At 47.1% G+C, this 23,668-nt stretch carries 18 protein-coding genes and 1 riboswitch; all 18 genes read right to left on the reverse strand.

Annotated elements, in window-relative coordinates; all coding sequences use genetic code 11:
- Positions 1-223 precede the first annotated feature (223 nt).
- The 18 genes from AC6EJC_RS24130 to AC6EJC_RS24215 all read right to left on the reverse strand — a co-directional run bounded on the left by AC6EJC_RS24130 (position 224) and on the right by AC6EJC_RS24215 (position 23,667).
- Positions 224-457, reverse strand: a complete 234-nt coding sequence (locus tag AC6EJC_RS24130) for a hypothetical protein (RefSeq protein ID WP_444956113.1) — start codon at positions 455-457, stop codon at positions 224-226.
- Between the two features lie 177 nt (positions 458-634).
- The gene (locus AC6EJC_RS24135; protein WP_444956114.1) at positions 635-2,500 is read right to left on the reverse strand and encodes a rhamnogalacturonan lyase; all 1,866 of its coding nucleotides are present in this window, start codon (positions 2,498-2,500) and stop codon (positions 635-637) included.
- Between the two features lie 158 nt (positions 2,501-2,658).
- Complete coding sequence (locus AC6EJC_RS24140; RefSeq protein WP_444956156.1) at positions 2,659-3,219, reverse strand: SLOG family protein; 561 nt, start codon at positions 3,217-3,219, stop codon at positions 2,659-2,661.
- Between the two features lie 189 nt (positions 3,220-3,408).
- Entirely contained in the window at positions 3,409-3,750 is a 342-nt protein-coding gene (locus AC6EJC_RS24145; RefSeq protein ID WP_444956115.1) for a cupin domain-containing protein, read from the reverse strand.
- Between the two features lie 35 nt (positions 3,751-3,785).
- Positions 3,786-4,112 (reverse strand): iron-sulfur cluster biosynthesis family protein, encoded by a 327-nt coding sequence (locus tag AC6EJC_RS24150; protein WP_444956116.1) that lies wholly within the window; start codon positions 4,110-4,112, stop codon positions 3,786-3,788.
- A gap of 290 nt (positions 4,113-4,402) precedes the next feature.
- Entirely contained in the window at positions 4,403-5,920 is a 1,518-nt protein-coding gene (locus AC6EJC_RS24155) for a glycoside hydrolase family 30 protein (RefSeq protein ID WP_444956117.1), read from the reverse strand.
- A gap of 174 nt (positions 5,921-6,094) precedes the next feature.
- On the reverse strand, positions 6,095-8,824 hold the full coding sequence (locus tag AC6EJC_RS24160) for a glycoside hydrolase family 3 C-terminal domain-containing protein (protein WP_444956118.1): 2,730 nt from the start codon (positions 8,822-8,824) through the stop codon (positions 6,095-6,097).
- A 491-nt stretch (positions 8,825-9,315) separates the two neighbouring features.
- Positions 9,316-10,299 carry a Gfo/Idh/MocA family protein gene (locus AC6EJC_RS24165; RefSeq protein ID WP_444956119.1) on the reverse strand — a complete coding sequence of 328 codons (984 nt, stop codon included), beginning with the start codon at positions 10,297-10,299 and terminating at the stop codon, positions 9,316-9,318.
- 141 nt (positions 10,300-10,440) lie between these two features.
- Entirely contained in the window at positions 10,441-10,935 is a 495-nt protein-coding gene (locus AC6EJC_RS24170) for a GNAT family N-acetyltransferase (RefSeq protein ID WP_444956120.1), read from the reverse strand.
- Between the two features lie 230 nt (positions 10,936-11,165).
- Positions 11,166-16,133 carry a DUF4132 domain-containing protein gene (locus AC6EJC_RS24175; protein WP_444956121.1) on the reverse strand — a complete coding sequence of 1,656 codons (4,968 nt, stop codon included), beginning with the start codon at positions 16,131-16,133 and terminating at the stop codon, positions 11,166-11,168.
- A 15-nt stretch (positions 16,134-16,148) separates the two neighbouring features.
- A complete protein-coding gene (locus AC6EJC_RS24180) occupies positions 16,149-16,568 on the reverse strand; it encodes a hypothetical protein (protein ID WP_444956122.1) in 420 nt (139 codons plus the stop codon).
- A 345-nt stretch (positions 16,569-16,913) separates the two neighbouring features.
- The gene (locus tag AC6EJC_RS24185; protein WP_444956123.1) at positions 16,914-17,771 is read right to left on the reverse strand and encodes a MetQ/NlpA family ABC transporter substrate-binding protein; all 858 of its coding nucleotides are present in this window, start codon (positions 17,769-17,771) and stop codon (positions 16,914-16,916) included.
- Between the two features lie 270 nt (positions 17,772-18,041).
- Entirely contained in the window at positions 18,042-18,713 is a 672-nt protein-coding gene (locus AC6EJC_RS24190; RefSeq protein ID WP_444956124.1) for a methionine ABC transporter permease, read from the reverse strand.
- Complete coding sequence (locus tag AC6EJC_RS24195) at positions 18,706-19,431, reverse strand: methionine ABC transporter ATP-binding protein (protein WP_444956125.1); 726 nt, start codon at positions 19,429-19,431, stop codon at positions 18,706-18,708. Before AC6EJC_RS24195 ends, AC6EJC_RS24190 begins: the two co-directional genes overlap by 8 nt.
- A 139-nt stretch (positions 19,432-19,570) precedes the next feature.
- Positions 19,571-20,362, reverse strand: coding sequence for an energy-coupling factor transporter transmembrane component T family protein (locus AC6EJC_RS24200; protein ID WP_444956126.1), 792 nt, complete (start codon positions 20,360-20,362; stop codon positions 19,571-19,573).
- Positions 20,337-21,821 carry an ABC transporter ATP-binding protein gene (locus tag AC6EJC_RS24205; protein WP_444956127.1) on the reverse strand — a complete coding sequence of 495 codons (1,485 nt, stop codon included), beginning with the start codon at positions 21,819-21,821 and terminating at the stop codon, positions 20,337-20,339. The genes AC6EJC_RS24200 and AC6EJC_RS24205 overlap by 26 nt, the downstream gene beginning before the upstream one ends.
- Positions 21,821-22,417 (reverse strand): ECF transporter S component, encoded by a 597-nt coding sequence (locus AC6EJC_RS24210; RefSeq protein ID WP_444956128.1) that lies wholly within the window; start codon positions 22,415-22,417, stop codon positions 21,821-21,823. Before AC6EJC_RS24210 ends, AC6EJC_RS24205 begins: the two co-directional genes overlap by 1 nt.
- A 300-nt stretch (positions 22,418-22,717) precedes the next feature.
- Positions 22,718-22,827, reverse strand: a riboswitch (TPP riboswitch).
- Between the two features lie 42 nt (positions 22,828-22,869).
- Positions 22,870-23,667 carry a TatD family hydrolase gene (locus AC6EJC_RS24215; protein WP_444956129.1) on the reverse strand — a complete coding sequence of 266 codons (798 nt, stop codon included), beginning with the start codon at positions 23,665-23,667 and terminating at the stop codon, positions 22,870-22,872.
- Between the last annotated feature and the right edge of the window lies 1 nt (position 23,668).

Genomic DNA, 23,668 nt, shown 5'->3' on the forward strand with positions numbered 1-23,668 from the left:
GTTGCGTCGCTTCCGCTGGAGCGGTCACGGCGGGCGCGGCGGCGGCGGCCTGCGCCACGCTCATAAGTGTGGCCGCAATGCATAGCGCGGATAGCTTCGTATTTATTTTCATACTAATATACACCCCCATATTCATATGTCTGCATAAACTGCACACGTTTCTATTATAAGAATTTCGCTTCTCGATTAGGTTGCTAAATTGTTTCTATTTGCCTTTTTTTGTTCATTCTGCACGAAGTTTGTCCGTATTTGCCGGGGACGATTGTTCTGACTGTTTCACCCGCTTTGCCTCCATCTCTTCCAAGGATAGTGACAGTTGCTTAACAGATCGGTCAAGCTGCTCCAATCTGCGACTTAGGGTGACGAGGATGTATTTTAACAGAATCAGACTTAATGCAGCAGGGAATCCGACATTAGTTACGAGCTCAATCATACCTTCAGTCGTTAAAGAACTCACAGATTCTGCCTCCTTTTTCATACATATATTCCATCGATAAGAACTAATGTTCCCATATTTATGGAAATCAATACGTTATCTTTTTTGCTGTCATGACAAAAAGAGCTCCGATTAGCCCGGAGCCCTTTCTGTTTTTGTTCATTCGAGTTTCATTTCAGCCAGCTATCGAACTACATATCAAGGAGTATATATATTCGGCTTCTGGGGCTTGGACATCCCTTCTCCCAGATAAAACCCGGTGTGCGGTGGCTGATTATAAGCTACGTTCTGCCAGGCTACACTCAGGCGGTACACTGGATCATGCATAAGCGTATAGAATCTGTGTTCTGACTCGTATGGTGTTGTGTAGATACGCAGCGCCGAATTATCACTTTTGCGCCAAATGACTTCCTCCCGCCAGTCACCGAACAGATCGGCCTGCAAGGACGGCGTTCCTTTGGTTCCGTTATTGGAACTCGTTCCTGTTGCCGTAAGCAAGTTGGAAGTAGTCGAGTTCGTATAGTTCCACTTGTCTATTTTTCCAGCGCTTGATGAAGTATGATCCAGCAGTTCACGGAGGAGATCCCCATCCCACCAGATGCCAAAATTAATGGAAGACGGTAGCGTATTGGTAATAAGCTGTCCCTTGGCTGAACGTAGCCCAATGCCCGGTGCCCAATGCTCGTTCCCCTTGGTCCGCGGGTCAATGTCTGCCGACATGCCTCTTCCGGTATCCTTACCTGTATTTACGCCCCATAAAATGTTTCCATTACGCGGGTCGTACATGGCAGCGCCATAGGTGGCATTTTTGTCTTCGTTCACCTTGAAGACTTCATAACCTGAACGGTCCGGGTCCAGATCCCCAACATGAAGTGCATCTCCGTGTCCCATACCCGTGTTAGCCAGCTTCGCTCCGTTATCGTCTACAACCAGCGAGCCATACACGATCTCATCCTTATCATCTCCATCCACATCCGCCACACTCAAACTGTGGTTCCCCTGTCCAGCCGTCCCGGCATTGGTGGAGCTGTTGCTGTCAAATGTCCAGCGGCGGCTCAGGTTACCGTTCCGCCAATCATATGCGACCAAAACCGTGCGGGTGTAATAACCACGTGCCATCACAATGCTGGGCCTCACGCCATCCAGATAAGCAACCCCGGCAAGAAAACGATCTACACGGTTACCATAATTATCTCCCCAGCTGGATACCGTTCCGCGCGGCGGCACATAGTCAATCGTGCTGAGGGCCTTACCTGTATTACCTGAGAACACGGTCAGAAACTCGGGGCCGTCCAAAATATACCCATTCGCGTTGCGATGATCAGCCGAAGCGTCGCCAATCTTTACACCTGTACCATCTACCGTGCCGTCTGCTGTTTTACATACGATCTCTGCTTTGCCGTCTCCATCAAAATCATAGACGAGAAATTGCGTGTAGTGGGCTCCAGCCCGAATGTTCCGTCCCAGGTCGATACGCCATTTGCGTGTTCCATCCAGCTCGTAGCCATCCAAAAATACATTTCCCGTATAACCGGATTGCGAATTATCCTTGGCATTGGAAGGGTCCCATTTTAACACAATCTCATACTCGCCATCTCCATCGAGATCCCCTACGCTGGCATCATTGGCGTGGTACGTGTAGTTTACATTATCCGGAGTTGTGCCTCCCGCGGGCTGCTGGATCGGAACATCCAAATAGTTGTTGTTCCATACCTTCACCGCAGGAGAAGCGGCCTGCTCTGCTCCATTGACCACGGCACGAACGGTATACGAAGATGAGGTCGTACCTGCCTTGTCCAAAAAGTTGGTTCTCAATGTAATCGGCGTATCGTTCACCTTGCTTGTCCCTCTGTACAAATTAAAGCCGACCGAATCTGCTTCCGTGCCCAGCAAGCGCCAGCTCACCAGTACACCCTCTGGCACCTTAACTGCGACGCCTCCCCGGTTCAGCTTTTCCATTTGCCTCGCAGAGGCAGCAGAGATCTGGCTATCCATCGGGGTGACCACTCCACACAACATTACACCGAGACAGAGCAACGCAGTATACCGAAACCTTTTGTTCATCTGAATCATTAGCTCCTTTCATTGGTTTGTATTTTCAATAAATTTATTTTATCTGACTGATAAGTTATTGTTGTTTAAATTTTATGATAGCGCTTACATTAATGTAAAGGGACGAATACGTCCTTTTTGTTCAAAAATCCGGGCTAATGCTTTAAAAATCAGAGGTCCATGAATAATCGTTCTTCATCCGCTATGCTCTGGATATCCTCCGAGCTAATACTGATATACTGATAGCCTTCTACCTGTTGTTTTTTTAATGCCAGTTCCTTCATAAAACGTGGACTGCCCTCTCCGGCATCCTCGTCGTAAACAAGTAATAAACCATCTGTTTTGCGAAAAAGCAGTTCATCCCGTGCCTTGAGTTGCCATATTCCCTGATAAGGCTGGCGGCTGACTACTCCCACATAGTCAACTTCATCACAAATCTGCTGAAAATATTCCTTTTTGTCCTCTTTCCATTTTTCCTCCATATTTTGATAAGCCATCATAATAGAGCATTTCAGGTGGGGATATTGCTGTTGTTTTAGTGCAATAACGACCTCACAGGCCCACAGATCCACCCCGTATTGGCCGGGGGTAATCACCCATTCCAGCCCTTCTTCGATCAGGGGAATAAGCCTGCCTGCAATCGCCTTTTTAATGTATGGAATGCCTTCGTGCTTCTGACTGAAAATATTCAGTTCATGGGCACGATAGCCCGAAACGAGCAAGTTTTTCATCATCTCAACGTCCTTCTCGGATTATCATAAAGGTTATTGTACCACTTCAGAGCAGGCCACTAAACACTTCGTTTTTTGAAGGAACGAATTGAATATATCGCAAAAGACGAACCTCTTCCATTTGGGATGGATAAGGTTCGTCTTTTGGAGTCTGGTGCTAATTCTGAATTGATGATTAATTAATCCCTATTACCTATTTTGAGCATAATCTTCGCTTGGTGTTTTCGTTAATACAACATACAGACTAGACGTGATATCTGCGCCGTTGCGATAAGAAAAACGCTCGTCCCCGGTGATAAGGATGATATCCCCTTGGACCACCGCCGTTTCCTTCCCATTGGTAGTTACAGTCCCATTTCCATCAAGCACCAAAATATAAACGTTAGCACCCGGATGATTATGGGTCGGCAGCTCGGCTCCTGGGCTAAAATTCAGCAGAAAAATTACATTGTCTGTTTCCTTGTGAATAATGCGTTTGGTGAATTTGTTCTCCTGATATTCTTGAAACTGGGTAAGATTATTCTTTTTCATTCCGTATCACTCCCTGTTTAAGAATAGTTTTCCATTCATTCGCGTACATCTTGAATTCTAATATTGCTACTAAATATACCGGCATCGCTACTTAGTTTGAACGACGGGTAACTAGGGTCTGCCTCAAGTCGCATTTTGCTGTCGAACTGCTGCTCTTGCTGCCGATCTACCCAAAAAGAATAGGGCACAGACTGAACTACTTTATCGGTTGCATTCGGCGTAGTGACAACCAAGATGACAAGTACGCCGTTACATCCGCAATCTTCCGTGTCATAAAACAACTTGAACATTCCCGGTCGCCCTGAAAGGGCCGTTTCCAGCCTTTCAACGGACAAGGAATCCAACTCTAAATGTATACTCATGAGAACTATTCCTCTCCTTTGTGAATGAGATGTTTGGAACCGTCGGCCCCAAAAAGACTAAATTTAAACTATGTATATATTATAGCCATCTTTTTCTATATATCTATGTGACTGCACTCACTACTATAAATGAACGCTCTTCATTACATTTTGTAAGTATGCAAAAAAGGTGTAACTCTCCATATGTTGGCGGGTTACACCTTTATATTTAATTAATGCCTGTTCTACAAGGGCAAAGGTCTAGTCAAGCATACCGATTATGGCGTATGCTTGCTGATGTACAGGCCGTGTCAGGAAGCCGTAGGATCCCATTGAAAGGTAGCCGCAGACTTGGATGGAAGGGTAGATTTGAAAACCTTGTTTCCCTGCCGAACCTTAAATGTCTTTGTGTTCTCTCCTGTATTGGCGGCAATCAGGACAAGCGTACCGTCGGGGTTACGATAGGCGACCGTTTCGATACTTCCACTATAATGTGTAGAATCAATACGTACCGCACCTGGACGGACAAATTTGCTGGCGTGCCCAATCGCATAGTATTCCACATTTTTAGTAACGGCACCACTTAACGGGTCGATGGTAACTACACCTCTACAGTTGGTGCACCCCCCATTGGTCGGACCGCCGGACGGGTCAAGTGCAATATTCCAAAAGAGGACATTTCGCGACCAGTTTCGGGGTGCACCAATGATCAGCTTGGACATGTCCCAGCTCAAATCATCTCCAAAGCCCGGACTCCACGCTCCCCCACTACATTCTGTCATGTATACAGGCTTATCAGGAAAAGCATTATGCACATCTGTCATCGCAGTCGGCTCTCCTTTGTAGCAATGAAAGGCCGTTCCGTGCGTATAGTTTCGAGCCTGTTCATCTCCCAACACAGTCTTGGCATATTCGCTTCCTGTATCCCAGTTATGATCAAAGGCAATAATGTGAGTGGACAAATGGTTTCGACTTAAGGCAGGGCCCAGATATTGTTTAATAAAATTCGCCTGTTCGGCTGCCCCCATACTCATGCTGGGATACTTGGACGTAGTGAATTCTGGTTCATTTTGAATGGAAATCGCCTGAATCGGGATCCCCTCGTTCGCATAAGCCTGTATATAACGAACAAAATAGTCAGCATACGCCGAATAAACGCGTGGATCATTATAGTCCAAATACCAGCCATTATAAATTTGCTCCCCATATTTCATCCAGGGCGGAGCAGTCCATGGAGTCCCCATAATCCTTAAATCCTGGTTTCTTCTTAAGATTTGCTTCAGCACATCGATCACATCGCGATCCTTGGCAATGGAGAAATGGTTTAGCTCATAGTCCTTGCCTGTTGCCACATCGTCATAGGTATAGCTGCCAGGCTGTCCCTGTTCATCTACGGAATAATCTGATGCCCCAATGGTATGGCGAATATAACTCAGTTGAATGCCACTGGCGGTAAACAAATCATTTAGCAACTGATCACGCTGATCCGCAGACATGCCGTGACTCATCAGGTAAGCGGACGAACCGGACACCGCTGCGCCAAATCCCTCCATCGTCTGGTAACGAATATCCGGCTTAATCTCCACCGTCAGTGTATCCGAATTCGCTGCATTTTCTTTACTGTCGTCATTTCTCCAATGGATTGGAGCTTGTTGCGTTAGGCGATTCGCCGGGTCCGGTGTTGTTAGCCACATGCTGACATCATTCTCGACTTCCATGTTCGGACCATTCTGCATAGCCATACTGAACAGGACAGCACAGATCAAAATGACTGCAACAGCTATAAACAGCCAGATGTTAGAACGTCGTTGCTTTTGGAGTTTCTTCATCTAATATCCTCCTCTCCCCATAATCAGTCTGCCTCATCCTTCCTACTATTTTAGCTTTCACTTGGGTTTCCCTTTGCATACCCATTGGACGTTACCTACCTATAGCAAAAAGAGAGCCGGTGCTTATGCCCGCGCTCTCTTGAATATAACCACTTTAAAACAAATGTAACGGGATTACTTTTTTGCCTTTTCTGTAGAGGTTGCCGGAATCGTAATACTTCCTGTCAGTCGCATATCCTGAGAGGAACTGCCTACATAAATTGGCACTTCTCCAGACGGCATAACCCACGCTTTGGACTTTTCATCCCAATAAGAGAAAGCTTTCGGGTCGAGCTCAATGCGAACCTTCTTCTCTTGGCTTGGCTTTAACTCTACCTTGGACCAGCCTGCCAATTGACGGGATGGGGTCTCTACGTTTGTCGGAAGCTTACCGCTGTACACCTGCACAACCTCAGCTCCGGCTGTTTTGCCAGTGTTTTTCAATTTAAGCGAAACCTCGACGGAACTCGTACGATCAGATTTCTTTCCACTCGCATGCTGTTTTGTTTTCAGATCGCTATATCCGAATGTCGTATAGGATAAACCGTGTCCAAAGGAGAACGCCGGTTGAATACCCGATTTCTCATACCCACGGTATCCTACAAAAATACCGTCCGAGTAGTCACCTATACCGTTCACACCCGGAAACTTCTCTGGTGAGGATACGGGTGTAGACTGCTCGTTAACCGGGAAGGTTACCGGTAACTTGCCAGAAGGATTCACATCCCCAAACAGGACGCGCGCTATGGCATTCCCTTGCTCTTGACCAGCAAACCATGCCTGTACGATGGCAGGAACTTTGTCCTGCCAGGTATCCATTTGCACGGCTCTGCCGCTCATTTGTACGACAATGGTTTTCGGGTTTGCGGCGGCAACCGCACGGATCAGACGATCCTGATTGTTCGGCAGCTCCATATCGGAACGCTCAACATATCCTTCGCTCTCATACGTACGCGTGACAACAATCGCAACATCCGACTTTTTCGCCAACTTCACAGCATTGTCAATCAGCTTGTCTGACGTATCTGCCGGAGGCTCCCACCCCAGACGAACCATACCACCGGAATCACGGCCATTTGTCGGATAATCGGCACGGTATTCAATACGTATCTTGTGCTTTTCACCCGCTTTAAGGGAGATGCTTTTCTTCGTAGTGCCCAGCTTTTCACCTTGATTATCCACGAATAGCTTATCGTCGAGATACAGCTTGCTTGATCCCAAACTGGTCAATGACAATGCATAGTCACCATCCTTGGGAGCTGCAATTGCCCCTGTCCAACGTGCAGATATCAAGCCGTTCAATGTCGTTGGTGTATTTGGAACTTTAGGGGACTTCGCATTGAAGCCCTGATAATTATAAAATCCAAGGTTCATATTGACTTGATCATCATTGCGCACAAGAATCGGATTGCCTTCCATCTTGTTATTCTTCCAGTATTCGCCTCGCAGTCCCTGTTCGCCATCTCCATAAGTAGCATATCCAACACTGATATCCTCTTTCTGATCGGATGTAGTCAACAGTGAAGATGGAACAGCCGATGGGCCTGGCATAATGTCTCCTGCAGAGATCGGGTCTGTGCCCGGTGCGTACTGGACGGTAACTCCTTTGCCGACACGATTACGGATGCCTTCTAAAGGACTCACGGTATATGTCGGATTCACCAACGAGCTGCCTCCGCCTGCCACAGTGCCGTTATCTGCATCAGGGCCAATCACAGCAATGGATTTGAGTTTATCTTTAGACAACGGTAATGCGTTATTTTTATTCTGAAGCAGCACCATACTTTCCTCAGCCAATTGACGGGCTGTCTTGCCATGGTCACGGGCATCAATTTGATTATTTTGAGCCGGGTGATCAAACAACCCTTTGCTGAACATTTGCACGAGAATGCGCCCAGCCTTATCATCAATCGTTTTTTCACTTACCTTGCCATTCTTGACAGCAGCCAGCAGCTGATCTCCCCATTTACCATAAGGTGTCCCCGGTGTTTCCAGATCCAATCCGCTATTGGCCGATTCGACTGTACTCAGGTTCGCACCGTAATCACTCATCACGAAGCCTTTGAATTGCAGTTCCTTCTTCAATAGGTCCGTCAAAAGAGTTTTGTTCTCACAAGCAGACTCGCCGTTGACCTTGTTAAAGGAGCACATTGCCCCTCCCAAATCAGCCTTGGCGATGACTTCTTGAAACGGGCGTATGTAAATCTCATGCAACGCACGGTCACTGACTTTGACGTTCGTCGTGAAGCGCTCCGTTTCCTGATTATTCATAAGGTAATGTTTTGCAGTCGCCAAAACAGGGTGGCTTTGTATGCCTTTGACATAAGCGGTCGCCATTTGCGATTGCAGTAGCGGGTCCTCACCCATAGATTCAAAGTTTCGCGATCCCCATGGAATACGGGCAATATCCATCCCCGGTCCAAGCGCAACATTATGAGTTGTATTATAAGCCTCGTCTCCGATCAGATCACCGTACTGTTTGGCAGCTTGAGTATCCCACGTTGCAGCCAGCGCAATTGGAGCAGGCAGTGCAGTCGATTGCTTGTCCTGTACATCTGGATTGGCAATACGCACACCCGCAGGGCCGTCTGCCATCGTCAACGCCGGGATACCCAGACGCTCCATCGAATTATTATAAAATCCATAATAATTGTTGACCTTACCAGTCACCAAATCTATTTTTTCTTCCAGCGTCATTTCCTGTAACAGCAGAGCCGTCCGTTTCTCTGCCGAGAGGGACGTGTTCATCCAGGGCCGATCTGCCTGGCTTCCTGCCGCTCCTGCAATATTCATCGGTCCGATCACAACAGCCGCGATAACTGTCATCATCACCATGCGGAATAACCATGTTGATTTCACTTTCACGTTTGTAATTCCTCCTTGATATTTGGTCATGAAGTGAATGCGCCTATTCACTTTCACAGGCTTGCAAAGGCTCTCGATCCTGCGAGCTCCGACAAGAAACAAGAGCCACGGGATAAGCAAGCAAGTCAGCAAAAGCCGCAATGGCTCAAGTGACACGTTTACCACCCTACCGCACATTTTCGAAAATTTCATTGAAAGTTTTTGGAAATACAGCACTAGGACCTTCATTCGTTTTCATAAAAAGAGAGCGCTAACAATTCAGTTAACCGATAATAAAATTACACTTTTGTAACTTTTTAATGACGGTTTTTTAACTAATTCAAATCGCTAAAAATGATTCATATGACCCACTCTTTGACATGCTCATATGGCGTTTCCTAACGTGTGACCAAAGTCGCTATTTTGAAATTGGAAATACTTATGTATGAAATTACAACGATAAAAAGCAAAAAAATTCCAGAGAACCTGAAAGGTCCCTGGAATTAATGTGATTATTCAAACGGATATCGAAGTCCCCACTGTGAACGAATCTGATCCATCAGTTTCATAATTCCTAATGATTCATCCAAAGAAATAGTGGAACTTTCGAGCAAACCTTCGCTCAAGCAACGTCCGACTTCTTCTGCTTCAAAGGCATAGCCCGTAGAGGATCGGTCATCCTGAAAGTTTTGTGTCTCTTCACCGTCCACAACTAAAGTAGCCGATGTACTATTCAAGAATGACGGAATGTGGATATGACCCTTTGTTCCATGGATATATGCTTCATTCGTCAATCCGAGACGAACAGCCCCGTTAAGCATAGCCGTGCGCCCTTTTCCATAATCCAGCAAGATAGAAAATGTCTCGTCAACGCCCGTTTCCCCGATATGAGCGGTACTCCATACATGCTCAGGTTCAGGGCCGAAGATCATCGAAGCAAAAGAAACCGGATAAATTCCTGTATCTAATAAAGCACCTCCGCCCAGATCGGGATTCAATAATCTCCCCTCCGGGTTCCAATCTACACGAAAACCAAATTCCGCCTTAACCAGCTTTACCTCACCAATGCGTCCCGCATGTATCCACTCCCGCACTTGGCGAATCGGAGGCAAAAAACGTGTCCACATTGCTTCCATCAGAAATAGCTTACGCTCACGCGCAAAGCCGATCAGTTCCTCCAGCTCTTTGCTATTGACGGTGAAGGGTTTCTCACACAAGACGGCTTTGCCCGCCCGAAGAGCTGTCAGAACATTTTCCTTATGATAAGGATGAGGAGTCCCTATGTAAATAGCATCCACTTCGGGATCTTGTGCTAATTCCTCATAGCTTCCGTAAGCCTGTGAAATTTGATGCTTCGCCGCAAATTCGGTAGCGTTTTCAATAGTGCGTGATCCAACGGCATACCCTTCTCCATTCGTAACATGCGCCAAATCCGTCACAAATTGATCTGCGATCCAGCCTGTGCCGACAATTCCCCATTTAATCTTTTGGCTCATACTTGTGTCCCTCCCAGCAATATGGTTAACGTTGACTTACAACATACCCTTTTATTCTAGCAAACCCCTGTCCTAAACAAAAGGAGCACCTGCTTGACGGCGCTTTCCTTTGTGGTCCAGCAGCATCTTCGTTTATACCCATTATTGAATAACGTATTTATAAAACTTTTTATCCACTTTCATAACTGGAAAACCAATCGGCAATTCACCAAGAGCTATACTAACAAAGCCGTTCTTCTCATAAAAACGATGAGCTGCTACGAATTGCAGTGTTGTTCCAAGATAGATTTGTTCAACAGACCTTTCCCTGGCCCATCCTATGGCATGATGTAATAATTGATTCGAAACATTGATTGTTTTACCTCTATAGTTTTGTTTTACAAACATCTTTCTGAGCGCTGTCTTATGGTTCCCAATATCTAACAAAGCTACAGTCCCTACTACGGTCCCTTCACTAAGAGCTACCCAGAAGTTGCCGTTACCACGCTGATAAAAGTTTTCAATATCAAGCAGATCTGGCTGCTCTTCTTTGGTTATGGCGATATTATATTCATTTTTTTGAATATGCAAAATTAAATCGATAACTTGTGATTGATACTCGGTTGAGTACTCTTTTAGAAAGATACTATTAAACATCGTTGTGTTCTCCTATTAACGTCAATTGTTATACTGTTAGATTCCCATCAAACCACAGAACCTAAAATATTACCCATATCTCCTTATTCGCGCTTGATACACGCTCAATATTAAATAACTCAACCTCCGCAACTAAACTATGTTTCCACCTACACAGTAGAGGATTTGAAACCATTGTCTAGGTGCGAACGTTGAGTTAATGTTGAATCTCTATATATCAGAATTCTATTCTACGCTTGAAGCTGTGTAAGAATTTGCGGGTCCTTGATCTTCTGATCCTCGGCCAACAACACAATTTTGGATAGAATCTCCGCTGTTCTTGGGTCTTCGTCCAGAAACGGCAGGAAGATACGTCCACGATGCTGGGAATGCACCGGAATAATATGCAGTGCTCCCTTCGCTTGCTTGTAGACACCCCCGCTTCCCAGATGCACAGCATATTCGCCAAGAGTCCCATCTACACGTGCATAATTGCCATCCAAGCGTACATTGCTAATTTTCAGCAAGCGAAGTGATTCCTGCACAATGACCCTACGCATTTCAATGGTCGTAAGACTAGCCTCTGGATCAACGCCGCCTACATGAGCAACACTGACAACCAGATCCACGTCCCTCATAACTTCGGAGAACAGAACAGGAGGGACTTTGTCCAACGGCACGCTCTTGTACGTTGTCCGATCAAAGAACTGCACTGTCTCCAGCGTAGGAGCCTCGGTATCCGCTGGTGAGAACCAGTCCGCCATTGCATACAGGTTCGCAATCAGATTCTCAGCATAGTATACCTTTTGCAGTCCGTCCTCATAGCTGACCGTCCATTGTCGACCTTTTAGTAGGGATACCGTTTTATTCGGCTGTACCTGGTGTCCCGCATATCGACGAGAAACTGTCGCGTTTGCACGTTCATCTGCATTCGGCAGGTACAGCTCACGGAACACCTGCTTAAATGGCTGGCGTATCTGGCGGTCGAATAAATCCTTCTGGAAGTCGCTCCAACGACCACTTTCGTACAAATGAAGTGGGTGAGCGATAATCAGCTTGTCCTCTTCTTCTATAGTATGCTGTTCAGCAGAAAGGGCAGTCAACGCTAACGTTTCCTCATTAAAATATCCGAGGTGATCATCAGCCTTGAAAACCAGTGTCCGCACCAACGGAGCAAGCACAGGATTACCCAGCAGTCCTCTCAATTCCTTCACCATAAAGGTCGTACCAGACTCCATAGAGCGTTCCAATTCTTTGCGAGCTCTGCGGTACTGATCCACTAGATCTCCTTTAAGCTCCTTCAGCGACGTAACATACTCATCCTTCTTGAAACGAGCCGGAATGGATTTCAGCTTCTTCCCTTTGCTGACAATTTCAATATCTGCCGCTCCTTCATCATCAATGACGAGCTGTACTGTTGTAGCCTCTTCCAAAGCATGTGGCTCAAAATAAGACCGGAGATCATCCAGCTTACGAGCTTCCATGTCCCAGACGAGACGGGTTACGTCATCATAACCTGCGTTACGTGCCAAATTCCCGAGAGCAATCCGTGAAACCAGAGCCTCACTGGCTTTACGCTGTGCCCCGAATTTTTTGCTTTGTTCCAGAAACCTCTGGATGAAATCATAGCGTTCCCGTACATCTGATTCAGGCGGCCCTGCAAGTGGAATCAGACTGTAGGTCAGCAAATGGTCTTTGTTTCGCTTGTCTTCCACCGATTTTTCCATTTCACTCCGTTTCAGCTTACCCAGCGTCGCATCCGCAAATAACTGGGATCGGCGATGATTGGCCCCGGCCGAAATATACTTGGCACAATCGTACAGCAGATTAAATCGTTCCTCGCCCAACGTCTCATAGGCCTCATGAAACCAGTGAATATCGAAGGCACCATCATTAAAATCTTGCGGAGCAATCGGCGAATAATGAGCTACAATCGTTTCCTTCTCGGCCGAAAAACCTTCATTGATATGCGCATGGAAGTACCATGCCGCACTGCGAAGCCCTTTCCACCCGAGATAATCCGCTACAATCTCAATCCACTGTGGAGCATACATTGCCGCCTCCAGCAGACGTTTATCTGTAATTTTAGTGTTTTTCAGCTTTTCCTTGAGCAACGTAGCATCCTCGCCATCACTCGGATAACATACCTTGAGCAAGTGGCTGAACGATTCCTTTTTGGTAATACGATCACCGTAGCCGTACACATAACCACGCACGAACGTTTCCTTGTCGAGACCCTCCAGAATACGGATAAAATAATCCATACCTTCAATCCGGCTCAATCCCATAACCTTTGGCGTAGCCTCAGTAGGCAAATCACCTCGAACCAATTCAACCTCCAACACTCGGTCAATAACCGTACGACGTATCTCCAAAAATTCCGGCGTGCTGGCAATCCATGTATTGCGAGCATTTGTTAAGGAACTCATATGTCTTCTGCTTTCACTACCAACCAGCAGTTCCCGATACACTTCCCCTACACTGATCAACCCTTTTTCATATGCTTTGAAATAATCCTCCAGATCCAACGGTGAATAAAAACGATTTTGTGAACCTGACAGTTCTTCGTAGTTCACAAAGGTATGGAAAAAGCGTTTAAAGGACTCATCATCATGTACACGCCCCTTCTCCAGTTCTACCCACGGTCTAGATAGCAGGTCTAGCATTCCCATGTCCTCAGCAGGTCTGTCCTTTGGCATAGCTTGCATCAGTGTATTCAATGATCGGTCAATGGTATCAAAGGTTTTCTCGCCAGGAGTGTCCAGGAAATAAGCGTTAATCAGTGTGCTTACCTGATCGGCATACGTCAGCTCTGTTATCCATTGCTTAATCTCCTCAATTCGTTCTAAAGGATACATTTGTTCAGCGAAGTCTTTACGCCATCCTTCTAGCAGCTTGTGCTTGCTCAATTCTGAGTAGTTCATATTATGGGAGAAAAAACTGTAGTAACGATCTAGGGTCTTATCCATAGAAACCAATCGGTCATACACAACAAGCTCTAGCAGTTCACTCGCTTCCATGTCACTCTCCTGCAAATAACAACTCCATTCCTCGTGAAGAGGATATAAAGACAACAGGGAAGTTGCTTCTTCATTAGGCTGGACCATCCGTACGGTACGAAAGTTAGCGCCGACTAGCAACGTTTCTTTGTAACCCGAATAATACTCAGCAGTATATTCTACATCACGATGCTGGTGGACAAGCTCATCCAATCCACTCAGGAATCGCTTCATTTTCTCCAATGAACCAACAAAAACATCGCTCAACTGGAAATCACTCAGATCAGGCTGCTTCTCCAACCAAGCCTCCTTGGCATTGGGCTCGTACAAACCAAAACCGTTAGCCCCAGTATAAGCTTCCTCCTGTCCCAGCTTGGACAACATCTGTTCTTCCTTAGCCGTCGGTTGCTGAATGATATCCGCCAAAGACCGAAGGCTCTCATACTGTTCGGCACGATCTGGGTCTGCATATATCTTCGTTAATATTTCCAATCCACCCAATCGTTGCAGTTCCGCCTTAGCACGAAGCAAGCGTTCCAATGAGCCAGCGAGCGGCTCCTCCGATTGTGAGAGCAACACACCAATGACACTTTGTCGCAACGAGCCCGTCTTGAGCTTTAATAAGGCCTCCATTTGTTGCATTTCTGGTTCCGTCAGCGTCAGCTTACGCACCTTGGCCACGGCGAACTCACGGATGCTCATACTTTTGTCGGACAAGCTGGAAAAAATAAAATCACGTTGTACCGTATCCTCAGGGTTTTGCACAAAATGGTTCAACAGCTCGCCACGCAGATTAGGGCTAATCTGCTCCTTTAAGGCTACGATTTCCCCAATCCAGGAAGCGTCCATATCATAACCAGCGAGATACAGCATTTTTTGAATAGGTGCATCTGAGCGATGATAGAGATTTACAAAATCCAGCACCTTGGAGGGCTCGGTGGACTCACCCTTTTTCATATGTACAAACAGGTTATGAAGTCGTTCAAAATCCTTACGCCTCTCCTCTTTGCTTGCCAGCAAAGGAGTGCGCACCACTTTAACGATCCGATCCGCGACCGTCCCGCCTTCTACCCATTCATAAAAATAATTGCTTGTATAGTTCGTCAGTATCCAATATTGAAGCTCCGGGTCCGTTTCATCCAGATATTCTCTCGCAATTCCGAGGCGCACATCCTTGTTTTCACTGTTAGACAGTACATAAAGTGCTACGATCTTCTGGTAAGGTGCTCCTTGCTCCATGAGTTTCCGAACCTGTCCATACAAATCACGTTCCTCATGTACTGCCGTAGCCCACAAACTCATATATACTTCATTGGCATTTGCACTGGTCAGCCATTCTTGGCGCAGTTCACTATGGGTCAATGCTTCATATGCCTGTTCGATCAGTTGACGAACGACCCGCTGATTGGCGGACTCCAGCCCCATGCCCGTCCATACTGCAAGCGCCCGCACTACCGAGCTGTAACGAATGAAGCCTTGGTCGATGATCACCTTCAACAGATATACAAGAGCCTCGGGAGTCCCTTCATCCATTTGTTCCACGATGCTTTGACGCAATCCCTCCTGAAGCTTGGCAGCTGCCAAAAGCTCGCCGATCATGTGATAATTCTCCTCCTGATGGCTTAAGAGCATTCCTTTAATCATGCAGCGTGTAAGTAACGCCGCCTGATTATCCCCATAAATAATAGCTTTTAACGCCTCCAACACCTGCAAATTACCCTTGTCCAGCTCATAGGCAATCCGATGACTAATCGTCTCTTGAATCCGATAATCCCTGCCCTGTTCATATTCCTTTTTCGTAAGATAATCGATCATTGAGAAGCCGAGGCAGTCCATTCGGATCAGCTGCACCATTCTTTCATAAATCCGCGTAGTATGAGTTGTGATATCCGAAGTACGAAACGGTTTACGTTCATACCCTTTGCTGTACGGATATTCAGTCACATGATCCGTTATATAAGCAAACACATCACCTGTCGTTTGTCCCACTAACTGACGCATCACCTCTGCCAGTGGCTTGAACAGTGGCTCTCCGCTTTCTTCTGCCATTGCTTTCAATATGCGCTGGCATTCGTTAAAAGGCTCCTCTTCCTCGTGTATGTAATGAAGCTTACTCAGTTCCACAACATACTGAGCCAACTCCTGTTGTTGTCCATCCAGTTGCGCCGCGCGCTCCTTCAGTGTGGCGAAATACTCTTGCTCATTGTTCTCCTGATGCATATTTCGTTTCCCCCTCTACCATAGGCCTCCAGCCAGCATTGTGAAGCGTATAAATACAATCTCATCCTCATCCTTAAGCGATAAAGGAGCATCTAGTTCAATAGTTTCCTCGTCACATACAAAAACCCTGTATAAACCATCTTCAAAAGCCTGCATCGCCGTGTTCACGGCATCCTTAATATCCGAAACAGCATCATTATATATGGAACCGAATCCTACTTTGCCTGTCTCGCCTTGTGCCTGAACTTCCTCTCCCGTGAGGAACGGAATCAGCGCAACGCTCTCCTGTTTTTCCCGTAGCTTTTGAACATTCAGGGCAACGGTTGCAGTAATCAAATCTCGCAATGTTTCTGGAGCAGAACTCAGCTCCATTTCCTGTCGTGCGAGTGCTGGCTTGCGCTTTCCCAGACTTTTGACAGTTACAAACAGCTTCATGTCGTTCCCCTTCCTTTTTATTCACGCTTTTGGCCCGTTGTCAGCTGAATTTTTTGACCCATATAAAAACACCGTTAACGAAATCGAAAACGAATGTTTGTTCGTATATTTATTTTAATATGTTCCTCAGCATTACTCCATCGCCCTATATGACCAAAATTCACAGCAGTGTAACACCCTAAAACCTTAGAAACTAAGGCTTTTTACCCTGTTTTCGATAAATTTTATCCATATTAAGGATGGAAAAGAAAAAGACCTGCACAAGGAATTTCATCTGCTCTTCGCAGACTTCATTACCTTATACAGGTCACATTTCATCATAAAACGATGTTTCAAAATATTTATTTAAAATGCTGGAACAACGCTATCCTTGTAATTGTCCTCAAAAAATTTGCGAACTTCCGGTCCAGTCATTCGCTTTGCCAGCTTTTGAATGGCATCGGAATCTGCATTATCCTTGCGCGCTACCAGATTAATGGCAAAGTGTGTATCGTCTTTTTCGGTAATCAGCGCGTCCTTCTTCGGTGTAAGACCGAGCGGCTTGGCATATGCGGGATACATAGCAGCCATGTCCACATCATCCAGTGACCGCGCCAGCATCAACAAATCCACTTCTTTAAACACAAACTTTTTCTTATTCTCAATAATATCAGCCTGTGTAGCATTATAGCCTACGCCTTCTTTAAGCTTGATCAAACCGTTTTGCTCCATCATTACCAAAGAACGTCCTGTGTTGGCCGGGTCATTGGCAATGGCAATAGTCGCACCTTCGGGCAGGTCTTTAACGTTCTTGTATTTTTTGGAGTACGCGCCATAAATGGCGTTATAAATTGGTTTTATTGCTACCAAATCAGACTTGTTGCTTTCATTATATTGTTGCATAAACGGAGCATGCTGAAAGAAGTTAGCATCCACTTCATGGCTTGCCAGTGCGTTGTTCGGTTGGATATTGTCTGACAGCACGACGATTTCCAGATTGACTCCGTCCTGTTTAAGCAGCGGCTTCACGATATCCAGCACATCTGTCATGGGTGGGATTAGTGTTGCTACTTTCAGGGTCACTTCTTTTTGGGAAGTTGCTTCTTTAGACTGTGTTTCTTGAGCAGCCTGCTTTTGACCACCGCATCCGGCAATCAGCAGCATAACCACTGCAAATAGTGTAAGTAATTTCAAGTTCGTTTTCATGTTGTTTTTCCGACTCATTCGATGAGGAACCTCCAAGTAAATTGTGATTGGGAAGATAAAAATGAGTTACAGTACAGCCGCTTCGCGAATGATTTGATCTTACGATCGCTGTTGAAAGGGGATTCTCTCTGATTTATAAAGTAATTTATAGGTTAGAATCCCATTTCAAAGGCGAACGCTGACGCTTCTCCAGAACAATTCTGCCCGCTCCGCTTTTGAGGTACTGTAAAGTCATTTTTATTTCCCATAGTGAGTTGTGCAAGTGTAGCGAAAAGTTACATTTCTGCCCTATCGTTTGTCGATCCGGCGGGATATGGTGCTTCCGGTGAACTGGATCATTTGTACGAAAATAATCATGACGACGATGGTGAACGCCATCAAGCCTGTTTCAAAGCGCTGGTAACCGTAGCGGATGGCAAAATCGCCTACCCCGCCGCCGCCCACAATGCCCATCACCGTGGAGTAGGAGATGAAGCTAATGGTGGACGTAGTCAAACCCAGTACAAGCCCGGAACGGGCTTCCACGTATAGAAATTTAAAAATAAGCTGGAGGGTGGATGCCCCCATAGAAGTAGCGGCTTCAATTACACCCTTGGGTACATCCAGCAGTGATTGCTCCACCAGCCTCGAATAATAGGCGATGGCCACCACTGACAAGGGAACCGTAGCAGCCATCGTGCCCAGTGCCGTGCCCACGACCAGACGTGTAAATGGAATCATAAACACGACGAGCAGCAAAAACGGAAACGATCGGATGACATTGACCAGACTGTTCAGTATGGTGAACAGCAGTCGATTTTCATATTTTTGCCCTTTGCCGCACAAATACAAAATCGTTCCTGCCGGAAGACCTAACAGTACAGCTGCTGCGATAGAAATACCCACCATGATAAACGTCTCTCCGATGGCTTTCCATATCTCTGACTGATACTGCACAATGATGTTCAACATTTCATTCATCAGCTTCACCTGCTTCCGCTGTTGAACCTACCGTAGGGTCCGCTACCCGTTGCGTTGAAAGCAGATGCCCATCCCGCATCTCTGATACGCGGGTACAAATATTGCGTACCACGTCCATATCGTGCGTTACGATCACAATTGTGACCCCCAACTCGCGGTTGATCTCCCATAACACGCCCAGAATATCCGCGGTCGTCTGTGGATCAAGCGCCGAGGTCGGCTCATCACAAAGCAGCACCGCAGGTCGATTTGCCAGCGCTCTAGCAATCGCCACACGTTGCTTCTGGCCTCCGCTCAGTTGTGCTGGATACTGTTCTGCCTTGTCAGCTAAACCGACAAATTGCAGGCATTCACGGACGCGTTCCGCTCTCTCTTTTTTCGGGACGCCCGCCAGCTCCAGCGGCATTGCCACATTTCCACTTACCGTCCGATTGTGAACAAGATGATAGTGTTGAAAAATCATCCCTATGGATCGCCGCGCTTCACGGAGACGTTTTTCCGGCATGCGAGTCAGGTCTTCCCCATTCACAACCACGTTTCCCTCATCCGGCCGTTCCAATACATTCATCAACCGGAGCAACGTAGACTTGCCGGCACCGCTGGCACCTATGATACCGTGAATTTCCCCCTCCTCCACTTGAAGGGACACGGATTGAACCGCATGAAATTGGCCGCTTGAGGTGGTATAATGCTTGCTTACCTGATGCAGCGTAATCATGAAACCTGGCCTCCTGATGATCCATTTCTCCGGGAAAATGTAATAAGCCCGCCAGCCCAGGCGGGTCTGTACGAGCCGTCAATTCCCATTGCATTAATATACCACAGAGCGGAAACCGGGCAAAGCCTTTTGGCAACAATTAACGTACATCCCACACCCCCACATAAGGAAAGCGGATACCGAGTCCCCAAGCCAGCGTAAGCATCACTACAAAATAGAAAATAAATACAATATCTACAGCCGAATAGCCGATCGCATAATAATACGTGCGCTTGGTTTCATTAGCAAAACCCTTGGCTTCCATGGCAATAGCAATTCTCTGCGCACGCCGGATACTTTGAGCGAGCAGCGGAATCGCATACCTGCGAAGCGTGGCATACATATTCCATTTGGACACATGCTGATGTAAACCTCGAATACGATGGGCATGTCTCAATGCCTGGAATTCCTCCAGCATCATTGGCATCAACCGCATGGCTGCCAAAAAGCTGTACGCATACTTCGGAGGAATCTTCCATTGCTGCATCAGCGAATAAAAAAGGTTCACCGGACGAGTCGTTAAACCAAACAGCAATCCTACCGCAGCCATACTCAGCGCACGAAAGCCCAGATGCATGCCCCGGTAAAAGCTTTCCTGCGTAATATGGATCAGGCCCCATGTCCACCAGGTCGTCACCCCTTTACCGAACATCATCATACCTGCTGAGGTTGAAATAAACACCAGGATAAAGGGAGATCCGTACAGCAGCAGCCGCTTCCACGGATGGCCTGACCAGATAAGCAACAGCAGCATAGCACACGCTATATTAAACATGACGTTCGGATCATGAATGACTATAACGACCACAAACAGCAGGGAAAACATAACGAGCTTTAGGCCTGGATTAACACGATGCAGCCATGTTTCATGATGGGGAAAGGACAGGTTCATACCGTAGTTCCCCCTTCTGAATCCGCCATATATCGGTGCAATATCGACGGACAATTTCCGGGTCATGCGTGACCATCACAATTGCTGTGCCTGCCGCTCTAAGCTGCTCCAACATATCCAGCATGACAAAGGTATTACGCGCATCCTGCCCAAAAGTCGGTTCGTCCAGCAGCAGCACTTCCGGCTCACGGATCATAGCCGTAGCAATGCTCAACCGCCTTTTTTGGCCCAACGAAAGCTGATACGGATGACGCTCGTCCAGCCGCTCCAATCCGAACTGTACGAGCATTCGATCAACCCGTTCCCTGCACTGTTCAACGGTAAACAAGCTCTTGGGTAACGAATACTCCAGTTCCTTCCGTACGGTGTGCGCTACAAATTGCAGCTCGGGATTTTGAAACGCGAACCCCATACGCTCTGCCAGTTGTTCCGTACTGCCTGCCTCAACTCCGCGCACGCTATAACGTCCCTGTGTGTGAAGTAAGCGCATCATGGAGAGCAGAAGCGAGCTTTTACCAGCCCCGTTTTCACCGACCACGCCAATCCAGTCGCCAGGCTTCACCTGCGCTTGCTCCACATGAATGACTGAACTTAAACCCCGAAGGCCGCTAAACTGTTCCAGCTCCAGCAAATCAGTTTTAGGTGCCGAGGTGGACGGACGATCGACACGTCCCGCACCATTCTGCTGCGTCACCGATTCACTCCAACGTGGTGAAGACGATTCATTCCATACCCCCGGATACCACACACCGTACTCGGACAATGCCTGCCGATGCATATGAAATACTTCTTCCGCCCTTCCGTCCGCAATGATCTCCCCTTGAGCAGAAAGCACCACAATCCGATCCACATCATGGACAATTTCATTAATTTTATGCTCTACGATCACCAGTGTCTGGTCTACCGAAATGTTGCGAATGGTATCCCATACCTGTGTGGTGCCTTCCTCGTCCAACAAAGCCGTCGGCTCATCCAGAAAAAGCACTTCTGGCTCCATAGCCAGCACAGACGCAATCGCCAGCCGCTGCTTCATTCCCTGTGACATGCTGCCAATGGGCATGTGTATATCATCCGTCGATAGACCAACCTGTACCAGCAGCTCGCGAATACGAGATCGCATCTGTTCCCGGGGAACCTGATTATTTTCCAACACAAAAGCCAGTTCCTCGTCTGCATACGACATACAAAACTGCGTATCGGGATCTTGAAATACAATACCGGAAAGAGCCGGAATTACGGCAGCATCCCATTTCATAGGCACTTCTATCATGCGTGGAATCAGACCACTTAACACTTGAAGTAGCGTTGATTTGCCGCATCCGCTCGGTCCAAGCAGCAGCAGCTTTTCCCCCTTGTGGACAGACAAAGACATATTGTGAAAAAGCAGCTCCTGCTCACCGGGGAATTTCAACCGAAGACGGGTGATCGAAGCCACCACATCTTCGGTTGCCCAACTCATCAATCCAACCCCTTATAATCTTGTTCCGTTGCAGGTCTCAAACTTCGCGTGACCCCGGTTACCTCCAGTGCCTCAGCCAGATAGAACGCGAATACTCCGGCAATCACAATGCTGCCAATCATGCGAAACCCAATATACAAAACATAGTTCCAGGTCGATAGCTGATCAATATACCCATAGCTGAAGTCTAAAATCAGAGAAGCGACAGCCGCCCCGGCCGCAGCTAGTGAAGTGACCCACAGGTTTGCGTTCCGATACAGAAAAGCCGCAAAGAACAGCTCTGCTCCCAAGCCTTGGATCAGGCCATAGTACAAGGTGGACATTCCCCATTCGCTTCCCAAAAAAGCACTGACCGTTGCCGCTGCCACTTCTGCCAAAATCGCAACCCCCGGCTTGCGAATGATGAGATAAGCAAACGTGCCTGCCATAAACCACATGCCATACATCAGTTGCTCGGCGTGCAGACCGAATGGTTTCATCAAATCATAGGCAGGCCCCCATATTTTATAGACCAACCCGAACACAACAGATATCACAATCGTGACCAAAATATCTGTCAGCTTCAACCCTTTGGACGCTCTTACAGCAGTATTCATTATGATATGCTCCCCTTTTTCATTAAAATCGGCCTCATGGCCATAAAAAAAGCTTGTCTGGAGCTGAATCTCCAGGCAAGCTTTATGCGCAGTAAAAGGTGAAGCACCATACAAAACATCATTCGTCGATATGCCTTATATAACCAGTAGACTAAACTACTGCACTGATACCAAGCCAAAGTCAGGGTCAAAGCAAAATGCTCCATGGATGTAAGTAGCATTTTGCAGTCCCGCAGGCGTATAGCTTGATTATAGGACATACATTGAATCTACGACAACCGCAAAACAAGCGGCATTCCTGTATAGTGTTCTAAGTTTCTCTACGCTGGCATTACCCAGATCAGATTTCACGGTCAGTGGCAAGGGCCACCCTCTCAGCCTGACTTTCTCAAGCTCCCGACAATGCTTTTTAATTCACTATAATATATACCTTATCTATGGCTTTGACAATCCTATAATCTGAAGAAACGTTTGGCCGTCTCCGTCGTCGCGATTTCGATCTCCATCATGCTTCGGCCTGTACATTCGGCAACCGTAGCAGCAATGTGAGCGAGATAAATCGGCTCATTACGCCCTTCTTTCGGCTTCACGGGCAGATTACGCGGGGTCAAAAATGGAGCATCCGTTTCAATCATCAGGCGGTCCAAAGGAATATCCCTGACCAGTTCACGCAGATGCTTGCCGCGCCGTTCGTCGCAAATCCAGCCGGTAATACCGATATACAGTCCCATTTCTACATACGTATGCAATTCCTGTGCAGTGCCGGTAAAACAATGCACCACCGCTTTATCGACAAGCCCTTGATGCTCCCGCAGCATAGCGACAAAATCCTCATGCGCATCTCGTTCATGCAGAAATAACGGCATATTCAGCTCACCCGCCAGTTGGATTTGCTCCCCAAACCATCGGCGCTGCACATCACGCGGAGAAAAATCACGGTTATAGTCCAGTCCGCATTCCCCTATGGATACGACCTGCGGCTGACCCGCCAACTGGCGGAGCTGCTGAATCGTATCCGCATTGCAGTCTTTGGCATCATGGGGATGCACGCCAGCCGTCGCATACAGCTTGCCCGGATAACGTGCTGCATACTGAGAAGCCTCCCGACTGCTGCGGAGACTGGTCCCGGTAATAATCAGCGGTGAAATCCCTACGGCTGCCGCTCTCTCTACGACCTGCTCCCGATCGGCATGAAACGAACGGTGCATCAAATTCACACCAATATCAATCAACGGTGTACCCATACCCATC

This window comes from Paenibacillus sp. TY11, from assembly GCF_059772165.1.

Coding starts and splice junctions, on each gene's coding strand:
- AC6EJC_RS24135 (WP_444956114.1), bottom strand. CDS start 2,500: ATGAACAAAAGGTTTCGGTATACTGCGTTGCTCTGTCTCGGTGTAATG.
- AC6EJC_RS24140 (WP_444956156.1), bottom strand. CDS start 3,219: ATGAAAAACTTGCTCGTTTCGGGCTATCGTGCCCATGAACTGAATATT.
- AC6EJC_RS24145 (WP_444956115.1), bottom strand. CDS start 3,750: ATGAAAAAGAATAATCTTACCCAGTTTCAAGAATATCAGGAGAACAAA.
- AC6EJC_RS24150 (WP_444956116.1), bottom strand. CDS start 4,112: ATGAGTATACATTTAGAGTTGGATTCCTTGTCCGTTGAAAGGCTGGAA.
- AC6EJC_RS24155 (WP_444956117.1), bottom strand. CDS start 5,920: ATGAAGAAACTCCAAAAGCAACGACGTTCTAACATCTGGCTGTTTATA.
- AC6EJC_RS24165 (WP_444956119.1), bottom strand. CDS start 10,299: ATGAGCCAAAAGATTAAATGGGGAATTGTCGGCACAGGCTGGATCGCA.
- AC6EJC_RS24170 (WP_444956120.1), bottom strand. CDS start 10,935: ATGTTTAATAGTATCTTTCTAAAAGAGTACTCAACCGAGTATCAATCA.
- AC6EJC_RS24175 (WP_444956121.1), bottom strand. CDS start 16,133: ATGCATCAGGAGAACAATGAGCAAGAGTATTTCGCCACACTGAAGGAG.
- AC6EJC_RS24180 (WP_444956122.1), bottom strand. CDS start 16,568: ATGAAGCTGTTTGTAACTGTCAAAAGTCTGGGAAAGCGCAAGCCAGCA.
- AC6EJC_RS24185 (WP_444956123.1), bottom strand. CDS start 17,771: ATGAGTCGGAAAAACAACATGAAAACGAACTTGAAATTACTTACACTA.
- AC6EJC_RS24190 (WP_444956124.1), bottom strand. CDS start 18,713: ATGAATGAAATGTTGAACATCATTGTGCAGTATCAGTCAGAGATATGG.
- AC6EJC_RS24195 (WP_444956125.1), bottom strand. CDS start 19,431: ATGATTACGCTGCATCAGGTAAGCAAGCATTATACCACCTCAAGCGGC.
- AC6EJC_RS24200 (WP_444956126.1), bottom strand. CDS start 20,362: ATGAACCTGTCCTTTCCCCATCATGAAACATGGCTGCATCGTGTTAAT.
- AC6EJC_RS24205 (WP_444956127.1), bottom strand. CDS start 21,821: ATGAGTTGGGCAACCGAAGATGTGGTGGCTTCGATCACCCGTCTTCGG.
- AC6EJC_RS24210 (WP_444956128.1), bottom strand. CDS start 22,417: ATGAATACTGCTGTAAGAGCGTCCAAAGGGTTGAAGCTGACAGATATT.
- AC6EJC_RS24215 (WP_444956129.1), bottom strand. CDS start 23,667: ATGGGTATGGGTACACCGTTGATTGATATTGGTGTGAATTTGATGCAC.